The 23,176-nt window shown below is 64.2% G+C and carries 20 protein-coding genes; 8 read left to right on the top strand and 12 right to left on the bottom strand.

What is annotated here, in order from left to right:
* Positions 1-39 precede the first annotated feature (39 nt).
* The 4 genes from AC6H34_RS02170 to AC6H34_RS02155 are packed head-to-tail and all read left to right on the top strand — an operon-like array spanning position 40 to position 3,728.
* Positions 40-981, top strand: a complete 942-nt coding sequence (locus AC6H34_RS02170; protein ID WP_497537750.1) for a carbohydrate ABC transporter permease — start codon at positions 40-42, stop codon at positions 979-981.
* Positions 978-1,811, top strand: coding sequence for a carbohydrate ABC transporter permease (locus AC6H34_RS02165; RefSeq protein WP_448146351.1), 834 nt, complete (start codon positions 978-980; stop codon positions 1,809-1,811). The genes AC6H34_RS02170 and AC6H34_RS02165 overlap by 4 nt, the downstream gene beginning before the upstream one ends.
* Before the next feature lie 4 nt (positions 1,812-1,815).
* Positions 1,816-2,943 carry an ABC transporter ATP-binding protein gene (locus AC6H34_RS02160; protein WP_497537749.1) on the top strand — a complete coding sequence of 376 codons (1,128 nt, stop codon included), beginning with the start codon at positions 1,816-1,818 and terminating at the stop codon, positions 2,941-2,943.
* A gap of 56 nt (positions 2,944-2,999) precedes the next feature.
* Positions 3,000-3,728, top strand: coding sequence for an SDR family oxidoreductase (locus AC6H34_RS02155; protein WP_448146353.1), 729 nt, complete (start codon positions 3,000-3,002; stop codon positions 3,726-3,728).
* Between the two features lie 143 nt (positions 3,729-3,871).
* On the opposite strand, the gene AC6H34_RS02150 is transcribed toward AC6H34_RS02155, so the two are convergent.
* The 11 genes from AC6H34_RS02150 to AC6H34_RS02100 form a co-directional block, all read right to left on the bottom strand.
* On the bottom strand, positions 3,872-4,798 hold the full coding sequence (locus AC6H34_RS02150) for a ketopantoate reductase family protein (RefSeq protein ID WP_497537748.1): 927 nt from the start codon (positions 4,796-4,798) through the stop codon (positions 3,872-3,874).
* Positions 4,799-4,974: 176 nt separating this feature from the next.
* Positions 4,975-6,003 carry a GGDEF domain-containing response regulator gene (locus AC6H34_RS02145; RefSeq protein ID WP_497537747.1) on the bottom strand — a complete coding sequence of 343 codons (1,029 nt, stop codon included), beginning with the start codon at positions 6,001-6,003 and terminating at the stop codon, positions 4,975-4,977.
* A gap of 13 nt (positions 6,004-6,016) precedes the next feature.
* On the bottom strand, positions 6,017-7,036 hold the full coding sequence (cheB, locus tag AC6H34_RS02140) for a chemotaxis-specific protein-glutamate methyltransferase CheB (protein WP_497537746.1): 1,020 nt from the start codon (positions 7,034-7,036) through the stop codon (positions 6,017-6,019).
* A 22-nt stretch (positions 7,037-7,058) separates the two neighbouring features.
* A complete protein-coding gene (locus AC6H34_RS02135; RefSeq protein WP_497537745.1) occupies positions 7,059-9,323 on the bottom strand; it encodes a hybrid sensor histidine kinase/response regulator in 2,265 nt (754 codons plus the stop codon).
* Positions 9,320-9,976, bottom strand: a complete 657-nt coding sequence (locus AC6H34_RS02130) for a chemotaxis protein CheW (RefSeq protein ID WP_497537744.1) — start codon at positions 9,974-9,976, stop codon at positions 9,320-9,322. The genes AC6H34_RS02135 and AC6H34_RS02130 overlap by 4 nt, the downstream gene beginning before the upstream one ends.
* Positions 9,973-11,232: a CheR family methyltransferase gene (locus AC6H34_RS02125; protein ID WP_497537743.1), complete on the bottom strand. Its 1,260-nt coding sequence runs from the start codon at positions 11,230-11,232 to the stop codon at positions 9,973-9,975. Before AC6H34_RS02125 ends, AC6H34_RS02130 begins: the two co-directional genes overlap by 4 nt.
* Positions 11,232-11,696, bottom strand: coding sequence for a chemotaxis protein CheW (locus AC6H34_RS02120; RefSeq protein ID WP_448146360.1), 465 nt, complete (start codon positions 11,694-11,696; stop codon positions 11,232-11,234). Before AC6H34_RS02120 ends, AC6H34_RS02125 begins: the two co-directional genes overlap by 1 nt.
* Before the next feature lie 34 nt (positions 11,697-11,730).
* Positions 11,731-13,368 carry a methyl-accepting chemotaxis protein gene (locus AC6H34_RS02115; protein ID WP_497537742.1) on the bottom strand — a complete coding sequence of 546 codons (1,638 nt, stop codon included), beginning with the start codon at positions 13,366-13,368 and terminating at the stop codon, positions 11,731-11,733.
* A 407-nt stretch (positions 13,369-13,775) separates the two neighbouring features.
* On the bottom strand, positions 13,776-15,350 hold the full coding sequence (locus AC6H34_RS02110) for an amidohydrolase family protein (RefSeq protein WP_497537741.1): 1,575 nt from the start codon (positions 15,348-15,350) through the stop codon (positions 13,776-13,778).
* A gap of 3 nt (positions 15,351-15,353) precedes the next feature.
* The gene (locus AC6H34_RS02105; protein ID WP_497537740.1) at positions 15,354-16,289 is read right to left on the bottom strand and encodes a DUF1989 domain-containing protein; all 936 of its coding nucleotides are present in this window, start codon (positions 16,287-16,289) and stop codon (positions 15,354-15,356) included.
* Entirely contained in the window at positions 16,286-16,447 is a 162-nt protein-coding gene (locus AC6H34_RS02100; protein WP_448146364.1) for a ribbon-helix-helix domain-containing protein, read from the bottom strand. The genes AC6H34_RS02105 and AC6H34_RS02100 overlap by 4 nt, the downstream gene beginning before the upstream one ends.
* A 244-nt stretch (positions 16,448-16,691) precedes the next feature.
* On the opposite strand from AC6H34_RS02100, the gene AC6H34_RS02095 reads away from it, so the two are divergent.
* The 3 genes from AC6H34_RS02095 (at position 16,692) to AC6H34_RS02085 (ending at position 19,463) form a co-directional block, all read left to right on the top strand.
* Positions 16,692-17,438 (top strand): GntR family transcriptional regulator, encoded by a 747-nt coding sequence (locus tag AC6H34_RS02095; protein WP_497537739.1) that lies wholly within the window; start codon positions 16,692-16,694, stop codon positions 17,436-17,438.
* Entirely contained in the window at positions 17,435-18,127 is a 693-nt protein-coding gene (locus AC6H34_RS02090) for a flavin reductase family protein (protein ID WP_497537738.1), read from the top strand. The genes AC6H34_RS02095 and AC6H34_RS02090 overlap by 4 nt, the downstream gene beginning before the upstream one ends.
* Before the next feature lie 232 nt (positions 18,128-18,359).
* The gene (locus AC6H34_RS02085; protein ID WP_497537737.1) at positions 18,360-19,463 is read left to right on the top strand and encodes a BMP family ABC transporter substrate-binding protein; all 1,104 of its coding nucleotides are present in this window, start codon (positions 18,360-18,362) and stop codon (positions 19,461-19,463) included.
* An 88-nt stretch (positions 19,464-19,551) separates the two neighbouring features.
* Here AC6H34_RS02085 and AC6H34_RS02080 read toward each other — a convergent pair whose 3' ends face one another.
* Positions 19,552-20,601, bottom strand: a complete 1,050-nt coding sequence (locus tag AC6H34_RS02080; protein ID WP_497537736.1) for a LysR substrate-binding domain-containing protein — start codon at positions 20,599-20,601, stop codon at positions 19,552-19,554.
* A gap of 276 nt (positions 20,602-20,877) precedes the next feature.
* Between AC6H34_RS02080 and katG the strand changes: the two genes are divergently transcribed.
* Positions 20,878-23,085, top strand: coding sequence for a catalase/peroxidase HPI (katG, locus tag AC6H34_RS02075; RefSeq protein WP_448146369.1), 2,208 nt, complete (start codon positions 20,878-20,880; stop codon positions 23,083-23,085).
* Positions 23,086-23,176 lie beyond the last annotated feature (91 nt).

Here is a 23,176-nt window from a genome sequence, read left to right as displayed (position 1 = left end):
GCGCTCGGCGCCCGGTTCCCTTCCCGGAGATGATTGAATATGCACGCAGAGTCCGGGCAGGCGGGACCGGTCGTCCTCGTCGCCGAGAGGCGGCCGCGCCGCAGCCGCCTTGCCTCCTACGGCTTCGTGATACCGGCGACGACGCTGTTCGCCGTCTTCATCGCCTATCCCATCCTGTGGGTGCTGGGCCAGAGCCTGTATGGCAGGAATGCGGCCGGCGTCACGGCGTTCACCGGCGTCGCCAACTACGTCGCGGTCCTCGGCGATGCGACCTTCTGGATCGTCGTGCGCAACATGGTGCTCTGGGCCGTCATCACCATTCCGGTGCAGATGCTGATCGGCGGCCTGCTCGCCTATTTCATCGAGCGTCACACCCATCGACTGCGCGGCTTCTTCCGCACGGCCTTCTTCCTGCCGGTGGTGACCTCGGTCTCAGTGGTTAGCCTCGTCTGGGTACAGATCTACGCGCCCTATTACGGTATCGCCCAGGAGTATCTGAAGCATCTGGGCATCGTCATGTCGAACTCGCCCATCGGCGATCCCAAGACGGCCATCTACGCCCTCATCATCGTCAACATATGGCAATGGACCGGATTCTCGATGCTGATGTACATCGCCGGCATCGCCAACATGCCCAGCGAGATACTGGATGCCGCCCGCATCGATGGCGCGACGGGCTGGCGCCTGGCGGTGCATGTCGTCGTTCCCATGCTCGCGCCCGCGACGAAGTCGCTGCTGCTGCTCGGCATCATCGGCACGCTGCAGACCTTCCCGATCGTCCATCTGATGACGGGGGGCGGTCCCAATCGCGCCAGCGAGGTCTTCGGCACCTACATCTTCAAGCAGAGTTTCGTGATCGGGGACACGGGCGGCGGCGCCGCTCTCTCCGTCATCGTGCTGCTGCTCGCACTCATCCTGTCCCTGGCGCAGATCATCCTTCTCGGCGCCCGCCTGACGCCTGCGGCGAAGGAGCGACCATGACTGCGCTCGGACGAAACCGGCTCCATGCGATCGTGGTCCATGCCGTGCTCTTCGCGGCACTGGCGCTGTGGATGGTGCCGCAGATCTACATGCTTTCCATCGGCCTCAGGACACCGGCGCAGGCCTTCGATCCGGCGCTCGTCACCTGGCCCGTCACCTTCGACAATTTCGTCACGGTGATACGGGACAACCCGCTGAGCAGGATCTTCCTCAACAGCCTCATCGTGACGGTGGCGACAGTCGTCATCGTGGTCGCCGTGTCGTCGCTCTTCGCCTTCGCATGCGCGGTGCTGCGCCTGAGGGGGACGCTGGTCCTCTACACGACACTGCTAACGACCCTGATGGTGCCGCTCGCCTCGCTGGTGCTTCCGCTCGCGATCCTTCTGAAGAACTTCGGCTGGATCAACACCTATATCGGCCTTGTCCTGCCCTATGCCGCGCTGGGCGTGCCGTTTGCCATCGTGATCCTCAAGGCTTTCATGGAGGATTCCCCGCAGGAACTCTTCGAGGCCGCGCGTGTCGACGGCTGCACTTCCTGGCAGACCTATTGGCATGTTGCCCTGCCGCTCGTCCGGCCGGCGCTCGTCTTCGTCACGATCTGGCAGTTCATCGTCACCTGGAACGAGTTCTTCCTCGCTTTGATCGTGCTGACCAGGGCGGAGATGAAGACGCTGACCATCGTGCCGATGCAGTATTCGGGGCTCTACATGGCCAATCCGGGTGCCCTCTTCGCGATCCTGACGCTGATCGCGCTCCCCTTGATCCTCCTCTATGTGCTGGTCCAGCGCGCCTTCGTCCGAGGCCTGCTCGCCGGTGCCGTGAAAGGCTGAACCCATGGCGACGCTTTCGATCGACAATGTCACCAAGCGCTTCGGAAGCCTCACGGTCATCCCGGAGCTTTCCCTCACCATCGAGCATGGCGAGTTCTGCGTGCTCGTCGGGCCTTCCGGCTGCGGGAAGTCGACGCTCCTGCGCATCATCGCGGGCCTGGAACCCATCACCTCGGGAAGGATCCTGATCGACGGCGCCGACATGAGCGAAGCCGAGCCGCCGGAGAGGGGGGTCGCCATGGTGTTCCAGTCCTACGCGCTGTATCCGCACATGGACGTCAGCCGAAACATCGGCTTCGGCCTGGAGATAGCCCGTACGCCGCGGGCCGAGATTTCCGAGCGTGTCGCGAGGGCCGCCGAAAAGTTGAGGCTGTCCTCCTATATCCGGCGCAAGCCGCGGGAGCTTTCGGGGGGGCAGCGGCAGCGCGTCGCCATCGGCCGGGCGATCACCAGAAAGCCGAAGCTCTTCCTCCTCGACGAGCCTCTGTCCAACCTCGACGCGGCGCTCCGGGTGGGAATGCGCCTCGAGATCGCCCGGCTGAAGGCCGAACTCGGCTCGACGATGATCTACGTTACGCACGACCAGGTGGAGGCGATGACGCTCGCCGACCGCATCGTGGTGATGAATGCCGGCCGTATCGAACAGGTCGGAACACCGTTGGAGCTCTACGAACATCCGGCCAACCTCTTCGTCGCCGGCTTCATCGGATCGCCGGCCATGAACCTGCTGAAGGGAAGGGTGGAGGCGGTCGAGGGGAGCGGGGCGAGGATACGGCTGGAACTCGGGACGGTGGTGCCGGTCACGGTTTCGGAAAGTCTTGAGCCGGGGGACAGCGTCACGCTGGGCATCCGCCCCGAGCATATCTCCTTCTCCTTCGGCGAGGGGCCCGGCGACCATGTGGGCGTGGCCTACATGGTCGAGATGCTGGGCAGCGACACCTTCATCCACTTTCGGCACGGCGAGGAGGGATTGGTCATCCGCGATGGGATGGGTCGCCGCGCCCGCGCCGGCGACAGGATCGCCATGTCGTTCCCGGCGGACGCCTGCCATCTCTTCAATGCGGCCGGCCGCCGGATCTCCGTGGCGGCCGGCGTTCCCGCAATCGACACCCCTGCGCCGGCGCATCACTGAGCGGCGCAGGGTTCATTCAGAAAGTTCGCGCAAGAACACTCCCAGGAGGAAAACGAATGACTGACTTCAACGGACGCACCATTCTCGTAACCGGGGGTAGCGGAGGAATCGGGGGCGCCACCGTACGTCATCTCAAGGCGGCGAACGCCGAAGTGATCGCCAGCGGTCGCTCCAACGAAGCACTCGAGGAGATCGCGAGGGAAACCGGTTGCCGCACGCTGGTGTTCGACCTTGCGTCGGAGCAGGAGATCCGCGGCGCGCTCGAAGGCCTGGACCTGTGGGGCGTCGTCAACTGCGGCGGCTTCGGCGGCGAGATAGCGACGCCGATGGATACCGACATTGCGATCTTCGACAAGGTCATCAGCATCAATGCGCGCGGCGCCCTGCTCGTCACGAAATACGCAACCCAGTCGATGGTCCGTCTCGGCAAGGGTGGCGCTATCGTCAACGTCTCCAGCCAGGCGTCGCTCGTCGCGCTCGACGGCCATATATCCTACGGCTCCTCGAAGGCGGCGCTCGACAACATCACGAGGGTATCCGCCCTCGAACTCGGCAAGTACGGAATTCGCGTCAACAGCGTGAACCCAACCGTGGTCATGACGCCGATCTCGTCCGGCCACTGGAGCCAGCCGCATGTCGCCGAGCCTTTCCTCAAGCAGATGCCGCTCGGGCGCTGGGCGACGGTGGACGAAATCGCCGCCCCCATCGTCTTCCTCCTCAGCGACGCCGCCTCAATGATCACCGGCGTGTCCCTGCCCATCGACGGCGGATATACCTGCCGGTAGCCACCAAGGACCGCCTCAATCGGATCGCTGGTCGAGCCTGAAAAATTCAGTCTCGATCGGCGTTGCCGAGCACCGGAGCGGAGATCCCGGTCGCCATGGGAAGGGCCCGCATCCTCCAGATTCCCCTCTGTTGCGATAGCTTACTATTCCTCGGCATGTCCCGCTCGCCGCCGGGTCCCCTCGGGCGACGTCTCCAGCAGCTTGACCATGACCTGGAGCGCCCGGTTGGCCGGCGTGGGAATGCCGAGTTCCTCTCCCTTCCGGACGACATAACCGTTGAGGTGATCGATCTCCGTCGGCCGTCCGCGTTTGAGATCCTGGGCAGTCGAGGAGTATTGATCCGGCATCGTCGCGGCGAGCCCGAGAACGGTGCCCAGCAGGTGCTCCGGCAGGCCGATGCGCAAGGTTCGGCAGACTGCACGGCATTCCTCGAAGACATCCTCCATGACCTTCGACACGCCGTCGACCCGCATCATGGCACCATAAGGGGCACCGGAGACGGCGGAGAGGGCATTGTATGCGCAATTGACGATCAGCTTTGCCCATAGCGCCTCGACGACCGTTTCGGAGACGGTGGCGGGGACGCCGGCCCTGACGAACATCTCCGCCATCGCCTGGCTCGAAGGTGAACTGCCGATCGCGATGTCGCCGCGGCCATGATGCCTGACATGACCCGGAGCGACGATTTCGGCAGCGACATAGACCGCGGCGGGGATGACCGGCCGCGCGAGGACGGCTTCCAGGCGATCGGCATTGTCGATTCCGTTCTGGAAGCAGAAGACAACCGCGTCCGCCTTCAGATTGGGAGCCATTGCCCTTCCTGCCTCTTCCGTATCGAAGGATTTCACGCAGCAGAGGATGACATCACAATCGGCAAGAGCGGATGGATCGGTATCCGCCTGTGCCGGCACGGCATGGCGGGAGCCCGAAGTTTCGAGGAGCAGGCCGGATGCCCGCACCCGCTCGACGAGGGCGGGGCGCCCTACGAGGCTGACTCCATGACTGGCCTTCGCGAGCATTGCCCCATAGTAGCAGCCGACAGCGCCGGCCCCCATGATACCGATCTTCATCGTTCCTCTCCGAGATGATGCCCATCTGCATGCAGCGGATGCTCGTTGCAATAGGAGAGAGGCCGCAGGTGCGCAGTCTGTAGAGACCGGCGTTCGGGCAGGACATCGGCCGGTTTCCGGATCGCCTGATCGGGAGTCGCATTCCGTTCCGACTGATGCCGGGAAGCAGGCGGGACCTACTCTTTCGGTGGAGCAGGGGCCTCGTGGAACACCACCCTGTCGCGACCCTCGAGCTTCGCGCGGAACAATGCCTGGTCAGCATTGTAAAGCAGTTCGCCGGCTGAGTTACGCTCGTCCGGCAAGGCGTTGGCGACGCCGATGCTGATCGTCACGCGTCCCGTCCCGTGCGGGATCTCGAGGTCGCGAACGGCCTGCAGCATATGTTCCGCAACCTGTCGTACGCCGGCCTCGGATCCGTTGATGAGGACGGCGACGAACTCCTCGCCACCGAAGCGGGCGGCCAGGTCCGTGGGACGCGTGAGGCTGTCCTGGATGACCCGCGCGACCCGCTTCAGCGCTTCATCGCCCGCGAGATGGCCATAGGAATCATTGTAGCGCTTGAAGTTGTCGACATCGATCATCAGGACTGAGACGGGCGTCTGCCTGCGCCGTCCGCGTGCCCATTCCAGGTTGAAATATTCGTCGAAGTAGCGCCTGTTGCCCAGGGAGGTGAGGCCGTCGATGCGGGTGAGACGCTCGAGTTCGAGATTGGCCTTTATCAATTGCCGCTGGCTCTCGCGCAGGGCCCGGTAGGCCTGGTTGCGCTGCACATGGTCGAGATAGGCGCGCGTGTGGTAGCGGATGCGGGCGATCAGCTCGATACGGTCAGGCAGCTTCACCAGGTAGTCGTTGGCGCCCGCATTGAATGCTTCGCCCTTGACCGCCGGTTCGTCCTTGGCCGAGAGCACGATGACGGGCACGGCCTGCGTCGCCGGGTTCTGGCGATACTGGCGTACGAGATCGATCCCGTCCATGCCCGGCATGACGAGATCCTGGAGGATCACCGTGGGTTTCGTTTCGTTGGCGATCCGGATCGCTTCGAACGGATTGGTGCAATAGTGGAAGTCGAGTTCGGGCTGACCCGCTAGGGCGCGGCGGATGGCTTCGCAGATGATCATCTGGTCGTCGACGAGGAGGACCATCGACAGGTATTTGTCGGCGGGCCCCGGGACGGGTTCGAAGTCGAGATCTGAATCTTCCGACATTGGCAGAGGTCCTTCAGACGGTGTGGCCGCAGGCCTGGACCAGGCGGGGCGCTATAAGATCGAGAGGCAGTATTTCGGCGGCGGCTCCGATCGCCGCGGCGGCCTTGGGCATGCCGTAGACAGCGCTCGTCGCGGCATCCTGGGCGATGGTCAGGTATCCCTTGTCGCGCAGCAGCTTGAGGCCCTTGGCGCCGTCGCGCCCCATGCCGGTCAGCAGTACCGCGACGACATCGCCGCGCCAGCGCCGCGCAACGCTTTCGAAAAAGACGTCCACGGAGGGCCGATAGAGATTGTCCCGCGGCTCGGATGTGTATGTCAGTTCCCCCGTCGATCGGAAGACGAGATGATCGTTCGTCGCGGCAATGAATACCGTGCCGGTTTCCAGCCGGTCGCCATCCCTGGCGGAGCGGATCGGCAGGGCGGTATGCTGCCCGAGCCAGCTTACCAGGCCCGGAACGAACTGCGCATCGACGTGCTGGATCAGCACAATAGCAGCCGGCAGATCCCTAGGCAGCTTGCTGAGCACGGCGGCGACGGCGGCAGGCCCCCCTGCCGAGGCCCCGATTGCGATGAGGCGACGCGCAGGAGCGAAGGAAGCCCGGGTGTTCCTCCCGTTTCCCCTGGTCAGCGGACTGTCCTTCACGAGTTTTGCGATATTGGAGATCTTGAGCAGGAACTGGTTTGCCTGGACCGAGGTTCCCCCATCCGGGGCCATCGTCGGCACCTCGATCGCGTCAAGCGCGCCGAATCCCATGGCGTCGTAGACCTCGGGCACGTTGGCATCGATGCTCGCCGTCACGACGAGGATGGGGCAGGGGGTGGCGGCCATGATCCGCCGAGTGGCTTCGACGCCACCCATCTCCGGCATGGTCAGGTCCATGAGAACCAGGTCCGGCAGGTCGAGGGCACAGGCCTCCACGGCCTCGCGCCCGTTCGTCGCGACCCAGGCCACGTGATGCTCTGCCGTGGTTGCGATGGTGCGCCTGAGCAATTCGACCGCCATGGGCAGGTCGTTGACGATACCGATCCTCATGATGGGGGACTCGCGGCTGTCTTCATTCGTTGGCCTCCCCGATGAGATCGGCGACGGCACGGATCAGGGTCTCGTCGTGAAAGCTGCCCTTGGCGAGATAGTAGTCGGCCCCGGCATCCAGGCCGCGGCGGCGATCCTCTTCCCGGTCCTTGTAGGACACGATCATGACGGGGGTCCCGCTGAGCCGTACGTCGCTCTTGATGAGCCTGACCAGTTCGATGCCGTCCATGCGCGGCATGTCGACATCCGTGACGACAAGGTCGAACGGGTCAGAACGCACTGCGTTCCATCCATCCATGCCGTCGACCGCGACCTCGACCTGATAGCCGCGCTGATCGAGCAGCTTGCGTTCGAGTTCGCGCACGGTCAGGGAATCGTCGACCACGAGGACACGCTTGCGCTGCTTGCGGGCGGCTTCGTCCGAGCTACGCTTCAACGCGCGCAACTGCCTGGAGGACGCCAGTTTCTCCACCGAACGCAGGAGGTCGTCGATATCGACGATCAGCACCGGCGAACCGTCATCCATGAGCGCCGCCGCTGCGATGTCCTTGATCTTGCCGAGGCGCGTATCCAGCGGACGGACGACAAGCTCGCGCTCGCCCACGAAACGGTCGACGATCAGCCCGTAGGCATGATCGTGATCACCGATGACGATCACGGAAAGCTGGTCGCCGCCCGGCTGCCACTCCTCCCGCTCCAGCACCTCGTGGGCGGTGATCAGGCCGATCTGGCGGCCCTCGAACCGGAAGTGCGGGCGCCCCTCGACAAGCTCCACGACTTCGCGAGCCACGCTCGATGCGCGGATGATGCCGACCAGCGGAAAGGCGTAAGGCTCGCGGTCGATTTCCACGAGCAGGGTGCGTACCACGGAACGGGTTATCGGCAGTTCGAGCTGAAAGCTCGTGCCGGCGCCCAGCTTCGAGGAGACGTTGGCGAAGCCTCCCACCTGCTTGGCCATGGCGCGGACGGCGTCGAGACCCACGCCGCGACCCGAGATGTCGCTCACATTCGCCTTCAGGGAAAAGCCGGGGAGGAAGAGGAACTCCAGAAGTTCTTCCGGACTCAGGCTGACGGCTGATCCGGCGCTGGCCAACTGGCGGGCAACGATGCTTTCCCGCAGGGCGGTGAGGTCGATGCCCCTGCCGTCGTCGCTGACGATCACCTGCAGGCGGCCGGCGCTGTGCCGGGCCTCCAGCCGGATCGTGGCCTCTTCCGCCTTGCCGGCCGCCAGGCGCTCGGCCGGCGTTTCGAGCCCGTGATCCACCGCATTGCGCAGGAGATGTCCGAGCGGCGCGTCGAGCTGCTCCAGGATGTCGCTGTCGATGGTGGTGGAGCCGCCGACGATCTCCAGCCGGACGATCTTGCCGAGCGCCAGCCCGAGGTCGCGGACCATGCGGGAATAGTGCCTGACGCCGTCCTCGAACGGGCGCATGCGGCTGGCGAGAGTCTCGTCGTAAAGCCGGTTGGCCAGGTCGCTGACGCGTCTGTCTATCGAATCGAGCTCATCGAGCCGCTGCGCGAGGAACTCCTGCATCGCCGCGAGCTTGCGCTGCGCGCTCGACGAGGCAGACTGTTCGCCCGCCTGGATATCCTGCTGCCAGGATGCCGATGCATCGAGGGTCCGGGCGAGATCAGACTGCAGCCGCTTCAGCCGGGTGAGTCCGTCGGCGAAGGGTCGCAGTCGCCTGGCCTCGATCAGGGCCTCTCCAGCCAGGCCGAGCAGGCGGTTGAGGCTGCCTGCCGTCAGCCGGACGATGCGATCCGATGCCGCATTGCCCGAGGCCGGGACGGCCGGCTCGGCGAACTCGACCCGCTGCGGCGGTTGGCTGGACTCAGCCTGCAGGAAGGATTGGGCGGCGGGCGGAAGCGCGGTGTCCGCTGCCGGCGCATCGGGCGTCGAGGCATGTTCCAGCGCCTTCACGAAGTCGACGACTTCGGGCGCTTCTTCGTCCGTACTCAGTTCCGGCTGCGATGAGAGGGAGCCGAGCAGATCGACGCCCTTCAACAGGACGTTGATGTGCTCGCGCCCGAGTCGAATCTGGCCGCGCTGGGCGCCGACGAAGCACTCCTCCATCGCATGCGTGACGGTGACCGCCGGCATGAAATTGATGATGCGCGCCGCCCCCTTCAGGGAGTGCGCGGACCGCATGCAGGCTTCGAGGTGATCGGCCGCGGTCGGATTGCGCTCGAGCGCGAGCAGCCCGGTCGTCAGGGCATGGGACTGCGTCTCGAGTTCGGCTCGAAACAGGTCGAGCATGGAGAACTGGCTGAAATCCTCCCCGCTCATGCAAGACTCCGATCCAGCATGTCCAGCACCAGTGCCGCGTCGAGGCAGCCGACCGTTCGTCCTTCCCACGCCAGCATCGAGGTCGTGAAGGTCGAAGGAGCCTTGCTGATCGTCGCGGGGACGGCAAGGCGCATGCTCTCGCTGCTGCGCCGAAGGCCATGCACTTCGTCCGCATGGAAGACGATCCGCCTGTGCTCGTCGCCGATCACGACCATGCGCCGCAAGCCGTCGGAACGGGCGGCACGAAGCTGGGACGTGCTCCCCGCGACATGGAGAAGTTCGCCGAGCGAGGCGCAGACGAGCAACTCGCCGCGAACGTTGACGAGGCCGAGCACGACGGTGTCGCGACGATGGGGAAGCGAGTGCACCGGCCTTGGTTCCACGACGTCGTGACAGGCGTCGGCGGGCAATGCCAGCCACTCCTCTCCGATGCGGAAGATCATGATGGCGCTCGCCTCTTCCGAAGCGGAGCCCTCGGTACCGGCGGCCCGGTCATCGCGGGCGAAGTGACGGGCCCATTCCTCCCTGTATCCGGCGGGGAGAGGGCGATCGAGCAGGTTCCTGGCCATCTGCGAGGCATTGGGTGGCGTCGCGGCGTCTCCGCCGTCCTGGATATCCTGATCCGGCCGGCGGGCGTTGGCTGGGGCCGTCATGACTTGCGCTTCCTTTGTTCGATCTTGGCAAGACGACCGGCAAGGGCCCTGGCAGCTGCGCTATCCCCTCGTCTCTGCAGCAGCAGGCCAAGATGGGCGAGCGTTTCCGCGTGGTCGGGCGCGAGATACAGCGCCTTGCGATAGTTCTGGATCGCCTCCTCCGCCGCGCCGTCCGCGTCGGAGATGAGACCCATCAGGTAGAAGATCTCGGACGATGGCCCGAACTGCGTCAGATGGGCATCGGCGGTCTGCCTGGCCTCCGCCAGCCTGCCCGTATCGGCCGCCCGCTCGATCGCGGCAAGGCTGGCTGCCGCCCTGTCGACCGAAGGCACGGTGGGTATTTCCTTGATGATGCGCGGCGTACTGAAGGGCCTTGCCGGCATTTCCTTCATCGCGGGTACCGGTTTGGGCCTGCGCATGCCCGCAGCCGCGATGCTTCTCGCAGACGGCGAAGGTTGCGGATTGCCCGTCGGCCGTTCCGCCTTGCGAAATGCAAATGCTCGTGGGGAACGGATGGAGACATAGCCGCAGGTCGCTGGAATGCCGGACTCGCCGGGGCCGACCAGCAACAGTCCGGCCGGCGAGAGCCACCCTCCAAGTCGGTGCAGGGCCTTCTCCTGGGTATCCCGGTCGAAATAGATCAGCAGGTTGCGGCAGAAGATGATGTCGTAGAATCCCTGCCCGATGGGGGGGATCCATTCGAAGAGGTTGGCCCTGATGAAGGTGACCTGCGCGCGTACCCTGGCATTCGGCTGGAGCCCGACATCGACATTGTCGAAATAGCCGGCGCAGAAGCCGAGATCGCCGCCGCGGAACGAGTTGCGCCCATAGATGGCACGCTCGGCCTTTTCGAGATTCTGGCTGCTGACATCGATCGCGTCTATCCGGAAGTCCTCCGCCGCGAACCCGGCTTCGAACAAGGAAATGGCGATTGAGAACGGCTCCTCGCCGGTCGAGCAGGGGACGCTCAGGAGCCGTATCGGGCGGTCGAGGCCGGGAGTGGCCTGGAGATGGCGAGAGACGGTCGCGAAGGCCTCGCGGTCCCGGAAGAACCAGGTCTCGGGCACGATGACCGCATTGATCAGTTCCTGTCGCTCCTGGAACGATGTCGCCAGATGCTGGCGATAGATCTGGATGTCGGTCATCCTGCAGGCATTCATGCGCTGCTTGACCGCGTGGTCGATGACGGAGGAGCCCACCGTTCCGCTGTGCAGGCCGATCGCCTCCTTCAGGAACAGTTCGACCGCATCGGACATCACGACACCGCTTCGATCTGCCGGAACAGCGCATCGCGGATGCCGGCCGGCAAAAGAGCTTCCACCCGGACCAGCTGGAGGATGCCGTGATCATCGGTCGCGACGGGGCCGAGATAGGGCGGCGTGCCGGCGTCGACGCCCGACGGTCCGAAGTCGCTCGCATCGCGGGCGATGATCTCGGTCGCGCGCTCGGCGACCAGGCCGAGAAGAGGCTCGCGACCGCCTTCTGCGGGATAACGCACGAGGATGATCCGGGTGCTCATCACTTCTGCCGAGGGGCGGCCCAGCGCGAGGACGCACAAGTCGATCAGCGGGACCGGGCGGCCGTGATAGCTGATCGCGCCGACGACACCGTCAGGCGTGCCGGGAATGGCCTTGGCGGCAACATAGGGCAGCACCTCCTCGATCTGTCCGACATCGAGAACATAGCGGTCCTTGTCCAGGTGGAACATCAGGAGGAGCATCGTTCGACCCTGCTCTGGTAACGCCGATTCCCCGTCACGCTCTCAGCTTGAAGCGCGATATGCTGGTGCGCAGGCCGCTCGAGACCTGGTTCAACTCGTCGATCGCGCTCGTAGACTGCTGCAGGGATTCCACGGTCTGCTGGGCTGCCTCGCTGAGCTGGACCAGGGCCTCGCTGATCTGGACCGCGCCGGCGGCCTGGGCCTGCATGCCTTCGTTCGCCACCTCGAACCGGGGCACGAGTCCCTGGACCTGATCGATGATCTCGGAAAGTCGCCCGCCGACCTCCTGGACTTCCGACATGCCGCGGCGCACTTCCTCGGAAAACTTGTCCATCCCCATGACGCCGGCGGCGACGGCCGACTGGATGTCCCTGACCATCTGCTCGATGTCGTAGGTCGACGTTGCGGTCTGGTCGGCGAGGCGGCGGATTTCAGTGGCGACAACCGCGAAGCCGCGCCCATATTGCCCGGCCTTCTCTGCTTCGATGGCCGCATTCAGCGAAAGCAGGTTGGTCTGGTCGGCGACCTTCGTGATGGTCGTCACCATCTGGTTGATGTTTCCGGCCTTCTCGCTCAGGACGGCGAGCTTGGCGTTGATGGCGGCTGCGGCGTCCACCACATGGCGCATGGTGGCCTCCATGCGCGACAGGCCTGCCTGTCCCCCGCCTGCCAGCGTTGCCGTCTGCTCGGCAACGGCGGACAATTCGTCCATGGAACGGGCGAGCTCGTTGGAGGTAGCGGAGATCTCCTTTGCCGTCGCCCCGATTTCCGTGGTTGTCGCGGCGATTTCATGGGCGGTCGCCTGCTGCTGCTTGGAGGTCGCGGCGACTTCGGTGATCGATGTGTTGACCTGGATGCTGGACTTCTGCACCTGGCCGATAAGACTTGTGAGATCGTCGGCCATCGAATTGAAACCGGAGCCAAGAGTGCTGAATTCATCTTGGCGTCCCAGGTCGAGGCGCTCGCTGAAATCGCCATGCCGCATCGTCTCGACGGTGGAGAGCAGCCGCCCCAGCGGGTTCATCACGGCGCGGAAAAGAAGATATCCGCACAACACGGAGAGAATAAGCGCGGCAAGGAAGCCTATTCCCAGGCCATAGACGGCCACGAGAACGGCATCGACGATGCGCTTGGTCGAATTGTCGGATTCACTCCGATTGTAGCCGAACATCGCGCCGAGCGAGGATGTTATCTTGTCGTAGGGCTGCTCCAGCCGATCCCGGATGTCGTGGCGGACATCGGGCACGGCGCCCGCGGTGCCTGCGACCAGGCCACGCTGCAGAATCTCGTCCTCCGCCGGAAGGATCTGGTTCGCGATCTCCTGAACGGTGTCATAGTTCTTCTGGTCCTGTTCAGTGTCGATCGTCGTCTTGTACTTGGCTATCAGCTCTCGAAGGCTATCGCGGTTGGCCTTGATCTCATTCTCGACACGTGTCCGGTCCGGCTGATTGTCCTGGAGCGCGAATTCCTCGACGAGCCCATAGGCCTTGGTCCAGGAGGACTGTAGTTGTGCACTATAGTAGAGCGCCGGAACCGTACTGGATTCCAGGGTGGTTGCTTCCTTCTCGATCTGCAGGAGCCAGTAGTATATAGCCAGCGTCATGATCGAGATAATCACCAGAATGATCGCAAAGCTTAGAAGAATACGATTCTTGATCGTCAGTTTTTTCATGGGCTTGCGATCTCATTCGAGTTTTGCAGTCGTATTGGCCGGTGACGCGAGCACGCACCGGAAGTGCGGAATCCCTGCGGTCGCCTCGAATCGGGAAAGGCGCCCCACACAAGACTTATCACCCTAATTCTTTTTAGGGATTTCAATAGCAATTAAGGTTTATTTGGCCAAGAAGCGATAGGGTTGCGAGGGTGAAATGCTCATCCTGTCCGCATCTCGATGCGGGGCCGGACGAGCCCGGCTGAAGACGATTCACTCCGGCAGCTTCACCGCTGGAAAGTCCCACGTCGCATGCGGACGACACCTGTTGGGCCGCCGGCGTTTCGTGATTTCCGGAATGGCCGTGCCTTCCGCGACTATTCAGCCGGCTCCGCCATCGTCGTCCGGCTTCCTCGGTTTGCGGGACTTCAGCGCGATCGCTGGCTTTCCTCGTGGAAGCGGTTGTAGCGGTAGGACCTGGCCGCCGGGTTCTCGGGGCAGGTTCTGAACCAGTCTTCCAGGTACAGCGCGAGCCGGTCCGTCATCAGACGGGCGTTTTCCTCGGCCGGGGAGGGCGGCGCCGACAGGCGGGCGGCAATCTCCGCCAGTACGGCGTCCCGGTCGATCGAGATGGTCCTGCCGCGCTCGACCACCTTGCATCCAGCCACGAACACCGTATCGACGGCCTTTTCGCGCGCCCTCAACACCACGGCATCGAGCAGGGATGTCCTGGCGTCGAGCCAGGGACGGGCCACCGCATCCCAATCGAGCAGCACGATATCGGCCGCCCGGCCGGGGTCGAGGCGCCCGATCCGATCGGCGAAACCGGTCGTCTCGGCCGCATGTTCGCTGGCCATCCTGAACACGGCTGCAGGCGACAGGCGGCGGCCCCAGAGGTCGGAACCACGATGCAGTGCCCACACCAGCCCCATTTCGGTCAGCATGTTGCGGTCGTCGTCGATGTTCGACTGGTCGATCCCGAGTGCCACCCGGATGCCCCGCCGCGTCATCTCGGTGACCGGGGCGATGCCGCTGGCGAGGCGCAGGCCAGAACTCGCGTTGTGGCAAACCTGGCAGCCATGCCCGGCGAGGAGGTCGAGATCGTCCGGGCTTACCCAGATGCCGTGGCCGAGGGTGAGATCGGGCCCGAGGCAGCCGAGATGATGAAGATGCCCGATTGCCGAGCGGCCGGTGCGCCGCCAGGCGAAATCGGCCTGCCGTTCGGTTTCCACCAGGTGCATGTGGATCTTGGCCTGGTTTCTTCGCGCCGTATCAAAGATCGCCTCGAGGCAGGCATCGCTGCACCAGTGCAAATTGGCAGGGGCGAGTTGCAGCGAGACACCCTCCCGATCGCGCTCCCGCCAACGACGAGCCGTGTCTTCGAAGAAGGCCATGTGGCGATCGACGGGCGCCAGGCTGGAGGCGAGCTCGGCGCCGAAATGACGTGAGAGGTCATCCGGCAGGCGCGCGAGGAAGGCATCGTCGTCCTCATAGGTGAGCTGGTTGCGGTCCCGGATCATGAAGGACCACGACACCCGCATGCCGATTTCGCGATAAGCCGAAATCACCTCGTCGGCTGTGGCCTGCCAGGCGTCCTCCGGTCCGCTCAGGCCCCCCTGGATATGCTGCACGGCGGTCGTACCGCTCTCCAGCATCTCGATGGCGGAATATAGCGTGTCGAGGCGATGGCCGACCCGCCGCATGCCGCGAAAATGAGGCAGCCAGAGTTCCAGTGGCGCAAAGGGCACTCCCATCATCAGCGGGGTAAGCCCGAAATGATGGTGGGCATTGATCAGGCCTGGCATCGCGATCATGCGCGAGCCGCCTTCCACCGGCAGGTCCGGGTAGGCCGCGATCAGCGCCGCGGCCTCTCCGATCTCCGCGACCTTGCCATCGACGACACGGATGGCGGCCCCTTCGGCGATCCTGGCTGTTCCGTCGTCGCCGACGCCCCGGATCACAGCCCTGGTGCGGATCAGGAAGTGGCCTGGCCCTTCGCGCATGACTCAGCGATCGCCGATGGCGGGCGCGCCGCTCTCGGCGGCCCCGAGGAAGCGCTGTTCCCACCAGGTGAACAATACATCGCGCAGGGCTGCGCCGTCGTCATCGCCGTAGACTGGCAGGCGTAGGCCATCCAGCATGGCGGCTTCCTTCCCGGACAACGGCACCGCCACCTCCTCGATCGTGATCGGCACGTTCACGAATTCCGGCATGTAGGAGGGATCGCGCCTCAGCGCCCGGTCGGCCTTGATCTCGGCATTGCGGAAATCCCGCGGTGTCCGCTGGCTTTTGAGAACAGGTACCTTGGGAACGGCGTCGAGATCGGCGTCCGTCGCCTCGAAGACGGTGAGCTTGATGGGCTTGAGCGAGAAATTGCTGGTGCGCATCACGTCCGCGCCGCAGACGTTCGGCACGGCCAGCACGTCGACGAGAGCGAGGAGATCGACATGGTCGCCTGCCTTCGTTTCCTGCCGAGTGATGGTTGCGCGTCCCTCGAGCGTCACCTCGGTGCACATGAACAGGTTGAAGCTGTCATGGACGTCGTCGGGGGTCAGGCCGTATTCGCGCTGCGCTTCGGCCTGGATGTCATGGCAATTGGTGTGGGCATCGAAGCCATAGGCGCTTTCATAGACATAGGCGCTGCAGCGGGGGAACAGGACGTCGTTGCGCCCGTAGCTGTCTTCCAGGATGTAAAGAAGCGCGCGCTCGCGTGGAGGAGCGGACCACAGGAACGCGCCCTTGGTCGGGTTGAAGCCGTGCACGGTACGTGTACGACCGCAATGCATGAACTCCTTGTAGTCATGCAGGTTGAAGCAATTGAAATCAACGCATTGGAGACCTTCGACCTGCTCGATGCGCAGGATCTGGCCCGCGAGAAGTTCGATTGCCTTGCCGGTGCCCGGCTGCATCACCCATTCGGACAGAATCCGCCGCTCGTTCATTTTGCGTCTCCGGTGGCCGCGGCGCGCTTGCTGGCATATTCGCGCAAGGCCAGTCGCACCAGGGAGGCGCGGTCGGCGGCAAGGCCCTGTGCAATCGTGCGGTCGATCAGCTCGAGTTGCTGCTGATTGAGTTTCAAAGTCACGATTCGATCAGTCACGCCCATCTCCCGGGTATGCATCTTGTATACGACATGTGTCTCCGCTATCGCCGGAGCCATAGCCTGCGGGCAGGTTCTGCCCTTTCGAGTGTTTAGTTTTCTGCGCATTTCGGCAAAAATGAAGCCTAAACATTAGGCGGCCGTGCCCTAAATTTCCGCATCTCGCATACTTGATGAGGATATTCTCGTATACAATAATGATGCTGTTCTCTTCGGTATCCTCTGTCCGCAACGGCCAAACGCCATGTCTCGCTCTTCGCCCCGTGCCGATGTCGCCTATCAGGCCTTGCGCCAGGCGATCATCGAGCAGGCGCTCCTGCCGGGCGCCAAGCTCCCGGAGGACCAGATCGGAGCCCATTTCGGCATGAGCCGAACGCTGGTGCGGGCGACGCTGGCCCGCCTGCATGCCGAGGGACTCGTCGATGCCCGGCCCAAGCGCACCGTCACGGTGGCCCAGCCAAGCCTGGACGAGGCCCGGGAGGTGTTCGAGGTGCGCCGCGCCCTGGAGCGGGAGGTGGTGTCGCTCGTCATTCGCCGCTGGCGCCCCGAATATGGCGCGGAACTGGAAGGTCATGTGCGAGAGGAAAATGCCGCCAAGGCGCGGCATGACGAGCGCGTCTCGATCCGTCTGGCCGGCGAGTTCCACATCAAGCTGGCGGCCATGTCCGGCAACGGCCTGCTTCAGCGCTATCTCGGTGAGATCGTTTCCCGCTGTTCCCTCATCCTCGCGCTCTACGGCCGTCCGCATTCCTCGGAATGCGCGGTCAACGAGCACTCGGACATCATTGCGGCGCTGAGGCGGGGTGACGCGGAGGGAGCCATTCGCCTGATGGACGAACATGTCGGCTCCGTCGAGCGTCGGGCGTTGCTGGCGGACGGTTCGGGCGAGGAAACGGATCTCGGCTCCGTCCTGGCACGATATTCCCATGAAATAGAAGCTGGAAGAAGCCTGCCTACGCTGGCCGCCAGCAGGAAGAGGCAGGCACGATGAGGCCGCCTGACGAGAGTACCACCATGCATCACCACTTCGACTTCACGGCCCTGTCGGCGCGCGACCGCTACAAGCTGCTTATCGGCACCGTCATCCCCCGGCCGATCGCCTTCGTCACGACCGTGGACGAGAAGGGGCGGGTGAATGCGGCACCTTTCAGCTTCTTCAATGTCCTGTCGGCCGATCCCGCCATCGTGGCCATCGGTGTCGAGAACCACCCCGACATGCGCTTCAAGGATACGGGCCATAACATTCGGATGACGGAGGAATTCACCGTCAACATCGTCGATGACGCGATGGTCGATGCGATGAACGTCTGCGCCGTACCCTTTGCGCCAGATGTCGACGAACTGGCGATGGCCGGGTTGACGGGCTTGCCCGGCACGCATGTCGGTTGTCCGCGCATCGCGGAAGCCCCGGCGTCGCTCGAGTGCCGCCGCTACATGACACTCGAGGTGGGAAAGTCGCGCGAGATCGTGCTGGGACTGGTGCTTGGCTGCTTCGTACGGGCCGGCACGGTCGATCCCCTCACCAAGCATGTCGACCAGCGGGGCATGGATGCCATCGGACGCCTGGGAGGACATGGTTATTCGCGCATCCGGGATCAGTTCGACCTGCCGACCTTGTCGGTGGAGGAGTGGGAGCGGCGGCAGGAAGGGAGCCTGAAGCCGGACGTCGTGGGCGGCTGAGCGCGCCGCAACGTCACCAACGGCCGGACCAACGCGGCCGATTTCACAAGAAACGAGCATTCACGGCGCGGTTTTTCCGCGCCGTGGGAAACCCGTGCGCAAGACCAGCATCGAGCGGACGCCCCCAGCGGCGGACCGTGCCCGAACCAAGGGCCCGCAGAGGCTCTCCAAAATCGTCCAGACCAGAGCAACAAGGCCGCTGCATGGTGCGCGGCCGAGCCAGGGGAATGCCATGACCGACACCTTTCTCAACCGCCGCAGTTTCCTTGCCGGGGCAGCCGGCTCCGCCCTCGTTCTTGCCGGGGGGCAGCGCGCCCGTGCCGCCGATGGCGTTACCATCGGCATGATCTATGTGGGGCCCAAGGACGATTTCGGCTGGAACCAGGCGCATGCCGTCGGCGCCAAGGCTCTGAAGGACCTCCCTGGGGTCACATTGCTCGAAGAGGAGAACGTGCCTGAGACGGTCGCCGTCATGCAGACGATGGAATCCATGATCAATGTAGACGGAGCCAAGTTGCTGTTCCCCACCTCCTTCGGCTATTTCGATCCCTTCATGATCGAGGCAGCCCGCAAATATCCCGATGTCGAGTTCCGTCACCCGACCTCGCTCTGGGACAAGAGCAAGCATCCGATGAATCTGGGCGGCTATTTCTGCTATCTCGACCAGGGCCACTACGTGAACGGCATCGCCGCCGGCCTGTCGACCAAGTCCAACAAGATCGGCTTCGTGGCCGCCAAGCCGATTGCGCTGGTGCTGCGCAACATCAACGCCTTCACCCTGGCGGTGAAGAAGGTGAATCCTGCCGCATCCGTCCATCTGGTGATCACCGGCGAATGGTCGCTCCCGGTACGCGAGGCGGAGGCGGTGAATGCTCTCATCGACTCGGGCTGCGATGTCATCGCCAGCCATGTCGACAGCCCGAAGGTGGTGATCCAGACGGCCGAGGGGCGCGGAGCCAAGAGCTGCGGTCACAATGCGGACCAGTCCATGCTGGCGCCGAAGGGCTTCATCACGGGCGCGGAGCTCAAATGGGGCACGGTCTACAAGGCGTATGCCGGCATGATCGCCAAGGGGGAGAAACTGCCCAACGTCAACGAGGGCGGTTACGACAAGGACATGGTTCAGTCCACCGCCTTCGGGGCCGGAGCCACCGAAGAGGCGAAGGCGGCCGCCACCAAGGCGATGGCTGAGGTGAAGGCCGGCGCGCCGATCTTCGTCGGGCCCATCAAGGACAACAAGGGCAAGCAGGTCATCGCCGGCACCCTCGGCCTCTACGAGCCGACGCTCTGGAACATGGACTATCTCGTCGAGGGGGTGGTCGGCTCCACCAACTAGCCCGCGGTCGCGGCAAGTTCGCTCGCCCTGTCGGTCATTCCCGGCCTTCGTTCGCCGGGAATGACGGCCTGTCCTGCCGCAGCCCCGGTCAGGTCCTGGCCGCCGTGGTCTTGGTGGCGGCCTTTGGGGATGACGAGCGCCTGCCTTTGGCAGCGAGGGCGACCCTTTCCCTCTTGTTCGCGCGCCCGTCTTTCCCGCCATCGGCTTCGGCGGCGAGGGGCAATGGGGGTGATTTGTGCCGCTCCCGCAACAGGGCAGCCGAATCCCGCACGATGTCGGAGATCTGCAGCAGCTGGCTGACCAGCGGGCTGGTCTTGCGCCAGATCATGCCGATGGTCCGGGAAGGCTGGGGACCCGTGAAGCGGGCGATGGATACGGACGCCGAGCGCGTTTCCATCGCTACGGCCATCTCGGGAATCAGAGTGACGCCGATGCCCGCGCCGACCATCTGGACCAGGGTGGACAGTGAACTGCCGTCCAGCAGTTCGCGCGTCAGCACCGAATGCATGTTGCAGAAGGCCAGCGCCTGGTCGCGGAAGCAATGGCCTTCCTCAAGAAGGAGCAGCCTCATCTCGCGCAGCATTTCCCGATCGGGCACGGGCTTGCCCTCGTCTTCCCCCGGCCGCACCAGCACGAAGTCCTCTGTGAACAACGCGACTTCGGTGAAGGAAGGCTCGGAGACGGGCAGGGCGACGATGGCTGTGTCCAGGCGGCCGTCCGCCAGCTCCTGCAGCAGCTTGGGCGTCAGGGTCTCGCGCACATGGATGTCGAGCCCGTCATGCAACCTCATCAGGTTGCCGATCAGGGTCGGCAGCAGATAGGGCGCGACCGTGGGGATGACGCCGATGCGCAGCGGTCCAACCAGGCGCTCACGCGAGGCTCTCGCCAGATCCTCCAGTGCGTCGACCGACCGCAGGATGTCGCGGGTGCGGAGAGCAAACTCCTTGCCGAAGCTGGTGAGCTGCACCTGGCGCGGCCCGCGCTCAAACAGCGCCGTGCCCAGCGAATCCTCCAACTCCTTGATCTGCATCGACAACGCCGGCTGGCTGATGGCGCAGGCATCCGCGGCGTGCCCGAAATGGCCATGCCGGGCCAGCGCCTCGAAATAGCGCAACTGCCTGAGTGTCAGGTTTGCCATAACTGTGCCTTATCGCCGCAATCAGAAAACCCAACTTAAACTAATCAAAATGCTTTGGTAAAGCTGTTCCAATCTGGGCGATGCGGGAGTACCGCATGGCGCGGATGGTGTTGTTGCAAGGCGTACATGGTGCGGCCGAGCGGGGCAGAAGGGGCATCCCGCCTCCCTGCCGTCGGGGCGTGCGGTACTGGCCATGACATGGGATTGTCTTCCAGGAACTTCATAATTTCCTGGTGATGGACAGATGAATCAGCGTGACCACGATCGGAGGAAATCATGGACGGAAATGATACGGCGACCGCGGGCAAATGCCCTGTGGCGCATGGGACGCGCCCGAACGTCATTCAGGGACGCTCGAACCGGGACTGGTGGCCGAACCAGTTGAATCTCAAGATTCTTCACCAGAACTCCTCTCTCTCGAATCCGATGGGCGAGGCCTTCAACTATACGGAGGAGTTCAAGAAGCTCGATCTCCAGGCCCTCAAGAAGGACCTTCTCGCCCTGATGACGGATTCGCAGGACTGGTGGCCTGCCGACTTCGGGCACTACGGACCGCTCTTCATCCGCATGGCCTGGCACAGCGCCGGCACCTATCGCACCGGCGACGGCCGTGGTGGCGCAGGAGCCGGTCAGCAGCGCTTCGCGCCGCTGAACAGCTGGCCGGACAACGTCAACCTCGACAAGGCCCGCCGCCTGCTGTGGCCGATCAAGCGCAAATACGGCAACAGGATCTCCTGGGCCGACCTGATGATCCTCACCGGCAACGTCGCGCTTGAGTCCATGGGCTTCAAGACCTTCGGCTTCGGCGGCGGCCGCGCGGACGTCTGGGAGCCGGAAGAAGACGTCTACTGGGGCAATGAGGACACCTGGCTCGGCGACAAGCGCTATACCGGCGAACGGAATCTCGAAAATCCGCTCGCAGCCGTGCAGATGGGCCTGATCTACGTGAATCCGGAAGGTCCCAACGGCAATCCCGATCCCCTCGCGGCGGCGCGCGACATCCGCGAGACCTTCGCGCGCATGGCCATGAACGATGAGGAAACCGTTGCCCTCATCGCCGGCGGTCATACCTTCGGCAAGACCCACGGCGCAGGCGATGCAACCCTGGTCGGCCCCGATCCCGAGGCTTCCGGTATTGCCGAGCAGGGCCTCGGCTGGAAGAGCAAGTTCGGTTCGGGCAAGGGCGGCGACGCGATCGGCAGCGGCCTCGAGGTCATCTGGACGACGACGCCGACGAAGTGGAGCAACAACTTCTTCTGGAACCTGTTCGGCTATGAATGGGAACTGACGAAGAGCCCCGCTGGTGCGCATCAGTGGCAACCCAAGCATGGCGCCGGTACGAATACGGTGCCGGATGCGCATGACTCCTCGAAGCGTCACGCACCGTCCATGCTGACCACGGACCTCGCGCTCCGCTTCGACCCGGAATACGAGAAGATCTCGCGGCGCTTCCACGAGAACCCTGACCAGTTCGCGGATGCCTTCGCCCGCGCCTGGTTCAAGCTCACCCACCGCGACATGGGGCCGCGTGTCCGCTATCTCGGCCCGGAGGTCCCGGCCGAGGAACTGATCTGGCAGGATCCTCTTCCGGACCTCGACCATGCGCTCATCGACGCGCAGGACATCCGCGACCTCAAGAGCAAGATCCTCGCTTCGGGTCTGTCTGTCTCCGAGCTGGCTTCGACTGCCTGGGCTTCGGCCTCGACGTTCCGCGGCTCGGACAAGCGCGGCGGCGCCAACGGTGCACGCATCCGTCTGGCGCCCCAGAAGGATTGGGAGGCCAACCAGCCTGCCCAGCTTGCGAAGGTGCTCGGCGCTCTGGAGGAAATCCAGAAGGCGTTCAACGCCGCGCAGACGGGCGGGAAGAAGGTGTCGCTCGCCGATCTGATCGTCCTGGGCGGCAGTGCCGCCATCGAACAGGCGGCGAAGAACGCCGGGCACCAGGTGGAAGTTCCCTTCACGCCGGGCCGCACCGACGCGACGCAGGAGCAGACCGATGTCGAATCCTTCTCCGTGCTCGAACCGATTGCCGACGGGTTCCGCAACTTCCTCAAGACTGAGTTCTCGATCTCGGCCGAAGGCCTTCTGATCGACAAGGCTCAGCTCCTGACGTTGACTGCGCCCGAGTTGACGGTTCTGGTCGGCGGCCTGCGTGTGCTCGACACGAATGTCGGACACTCCCAGAACGGGGTCTTCACCAAGCGGCCGGGGGCTCTCACCACCGACTTCTTCGTGAACCTGCTCGACATGGGCACGGTCTGGCAGGCTGTTTCGGACGCCGAAGCCCTGTTCGAGGGTCGCGATCGCGCCACGGGCGAGCTGAAGTGGACCGGCACCCGCATCGATCTGGTCTTCGGCTCCAACTCGCAGCTGCGCGCGTTGGCGGAAGTCTATGCCTCCGACGACTCGCAGCAGAAGTTCGTGCGGGACTTCGTGTCCGCCTGGACCAAGGTGATGAACCTCGACCGTTTCGATCTGGTCTGATCCAGGCCGGTTGATCGACAGAACGATCGGACGCCCGCCGTCACGCATGACGGCGGGCGTCCTGCATTTGGGGGGCCGCCCGCCAAAGCAG

The sequence above is a fragment of the Labrys sp. ALF-8 genome (assembly GCF_059699065.1).
The sequence above is the reverse complement of the archived record's forward strand: the minus strand, read 5'-3'. Positions and strand labels throughout refer to the sequence as shown.

Bases quoted from the DNA above. Each gene is read 5' to 3' on its own strand.
- AC6H34_RS02170 (WP_497537750.1), top strand. From the start codon at position 40: ATGCACGCAGAGTCCGGGCAGGCGGGACCGGTCGTCCTCGTCGCCGAG.
- AC6H34_RS02165 (WP_448146351.1), top strand. From the start codon at position 978: ATGACTGCGCTCGGACGAAACCGGCTCCATGCGATCGTGGTCCATGCC.
- AC6H34_RS02160 (WP_497537749.1), top strand. From the start codon at position 1,816: ATGGCGACGCTTTCGATCGACAATGTCACCAAGCGCTTCGGAAGCCTC.
- AC6H34_RS02155 (WP_448146353.1), top strand. From the start codon at position 3,000: ATGACTGACTTCAACGGACGCACCATTCTCGTAACCGGGGGTAGCGGA.
- AC6H34_RS02150 (WP_497537748.1), bottom strand. From the start codon at position 4,798: ATGAAGATCGGTATCATGGGGGCCGGCGCTGTCGGCTGCTACTATGGG.
- AC6H34_RS02145 (WP_497537747.1), bottom strand. From the start codon at position 6,003: ATGTCGGAAGATTCAGATCTCGACTTCGAACCCGTCCCGGGGCCCGCC.
- cheB (WP_497537746.1), bottom strand. From the start codon at position 7,036: ATGAGGATCGGTATCGTCAACGACCTGCCCATGGCGGTCGAATTGCTC.
- AC6H34_RS02135 (WP_497537745.1), bottom strand. From the start codon at position 9,323: ATGAGCGGGGAGGATTTCAGCCAGTTCTCCATGCTCGACCTGTTTCGA.
- AC6H34_RS02130 (WP_497537744.1), bottom strand. From the start codon at position 9,976: ATGACGGCCCCAGCCAACGCCCGCCGGCCGGATCAGGATATCCAGGAC.
- AC6H34_RS02125 (WP_497537743.1), bottom strand. From the start codon at position 11,232: ATGTCCGATGCGGTCGAACTGTTCCTGAAGGAGGCGATCGGCCTGCAC.
- AC6H34_RS02120 (WP_448146360.1), bottom strand. From the start codon at position 11,696: ATGCTCCTCCTGATGTTCCACCTGGACAAGGACCGCTATGTTCTCGAT.
- AC6H34_RS02115 (WP_497537742.1), bottom strand. From the start codon at position 13,368: ATGAAAAAACTGACGATCAAGAATCGTATTCTTCTAAGCTTTGCGATC.
- AC6H34_RS02110 (WP_497537741.1), bottom strand. From the start codon at position 15,350: ATGCGCGAAGGGCCAGGCCACTTCCTGATCCGCACCAGGGCTGTGATC.
- AC6H34_RS02105 (WP_497537740.1), bottom strand. From the start codon at position 16,289: ATGAACGAGCGGCGGATTCTGTCCGAATGGGTGATGCAGCCGGGCACC.
- AC6H34_RS02095 (WP_497537739.1), top strand. From the start codon at position 16,692: ATGTCTCGCTCTTCGCCCCGTGCCGATGTCGCCTATCAGGCCTTGCGC.
- AC6H34_RS02090 (WP_497537738.1), top strand. From the start codon at position 17,435: ATGAGGCCGCCTGACGAGAGTACCACCATGCATCACCACTTCGACTTC.
- AC6H34_RS02085 (WP_497537737.1), top strand. From the start codon at position 18,360: ATGACCGACACCTTTCTCAACCGCCGCAGTTTCCTTGCCGGGGCAGCC.
- AC6H34_RS02080 (WP_497537736.1), bottom strand. From the start codon at position 20,601: ATGGCAAACCTGACACTCAGGCAGTTGCGCTATTTCGAGGCGCTGGCC.
- katG (WP_448146369.1), top strand. From the start codon at position 20,878: ATGGACGGAAATGATACGGCGACCGCGGGCAAATGCCCTGTGGCGCAT.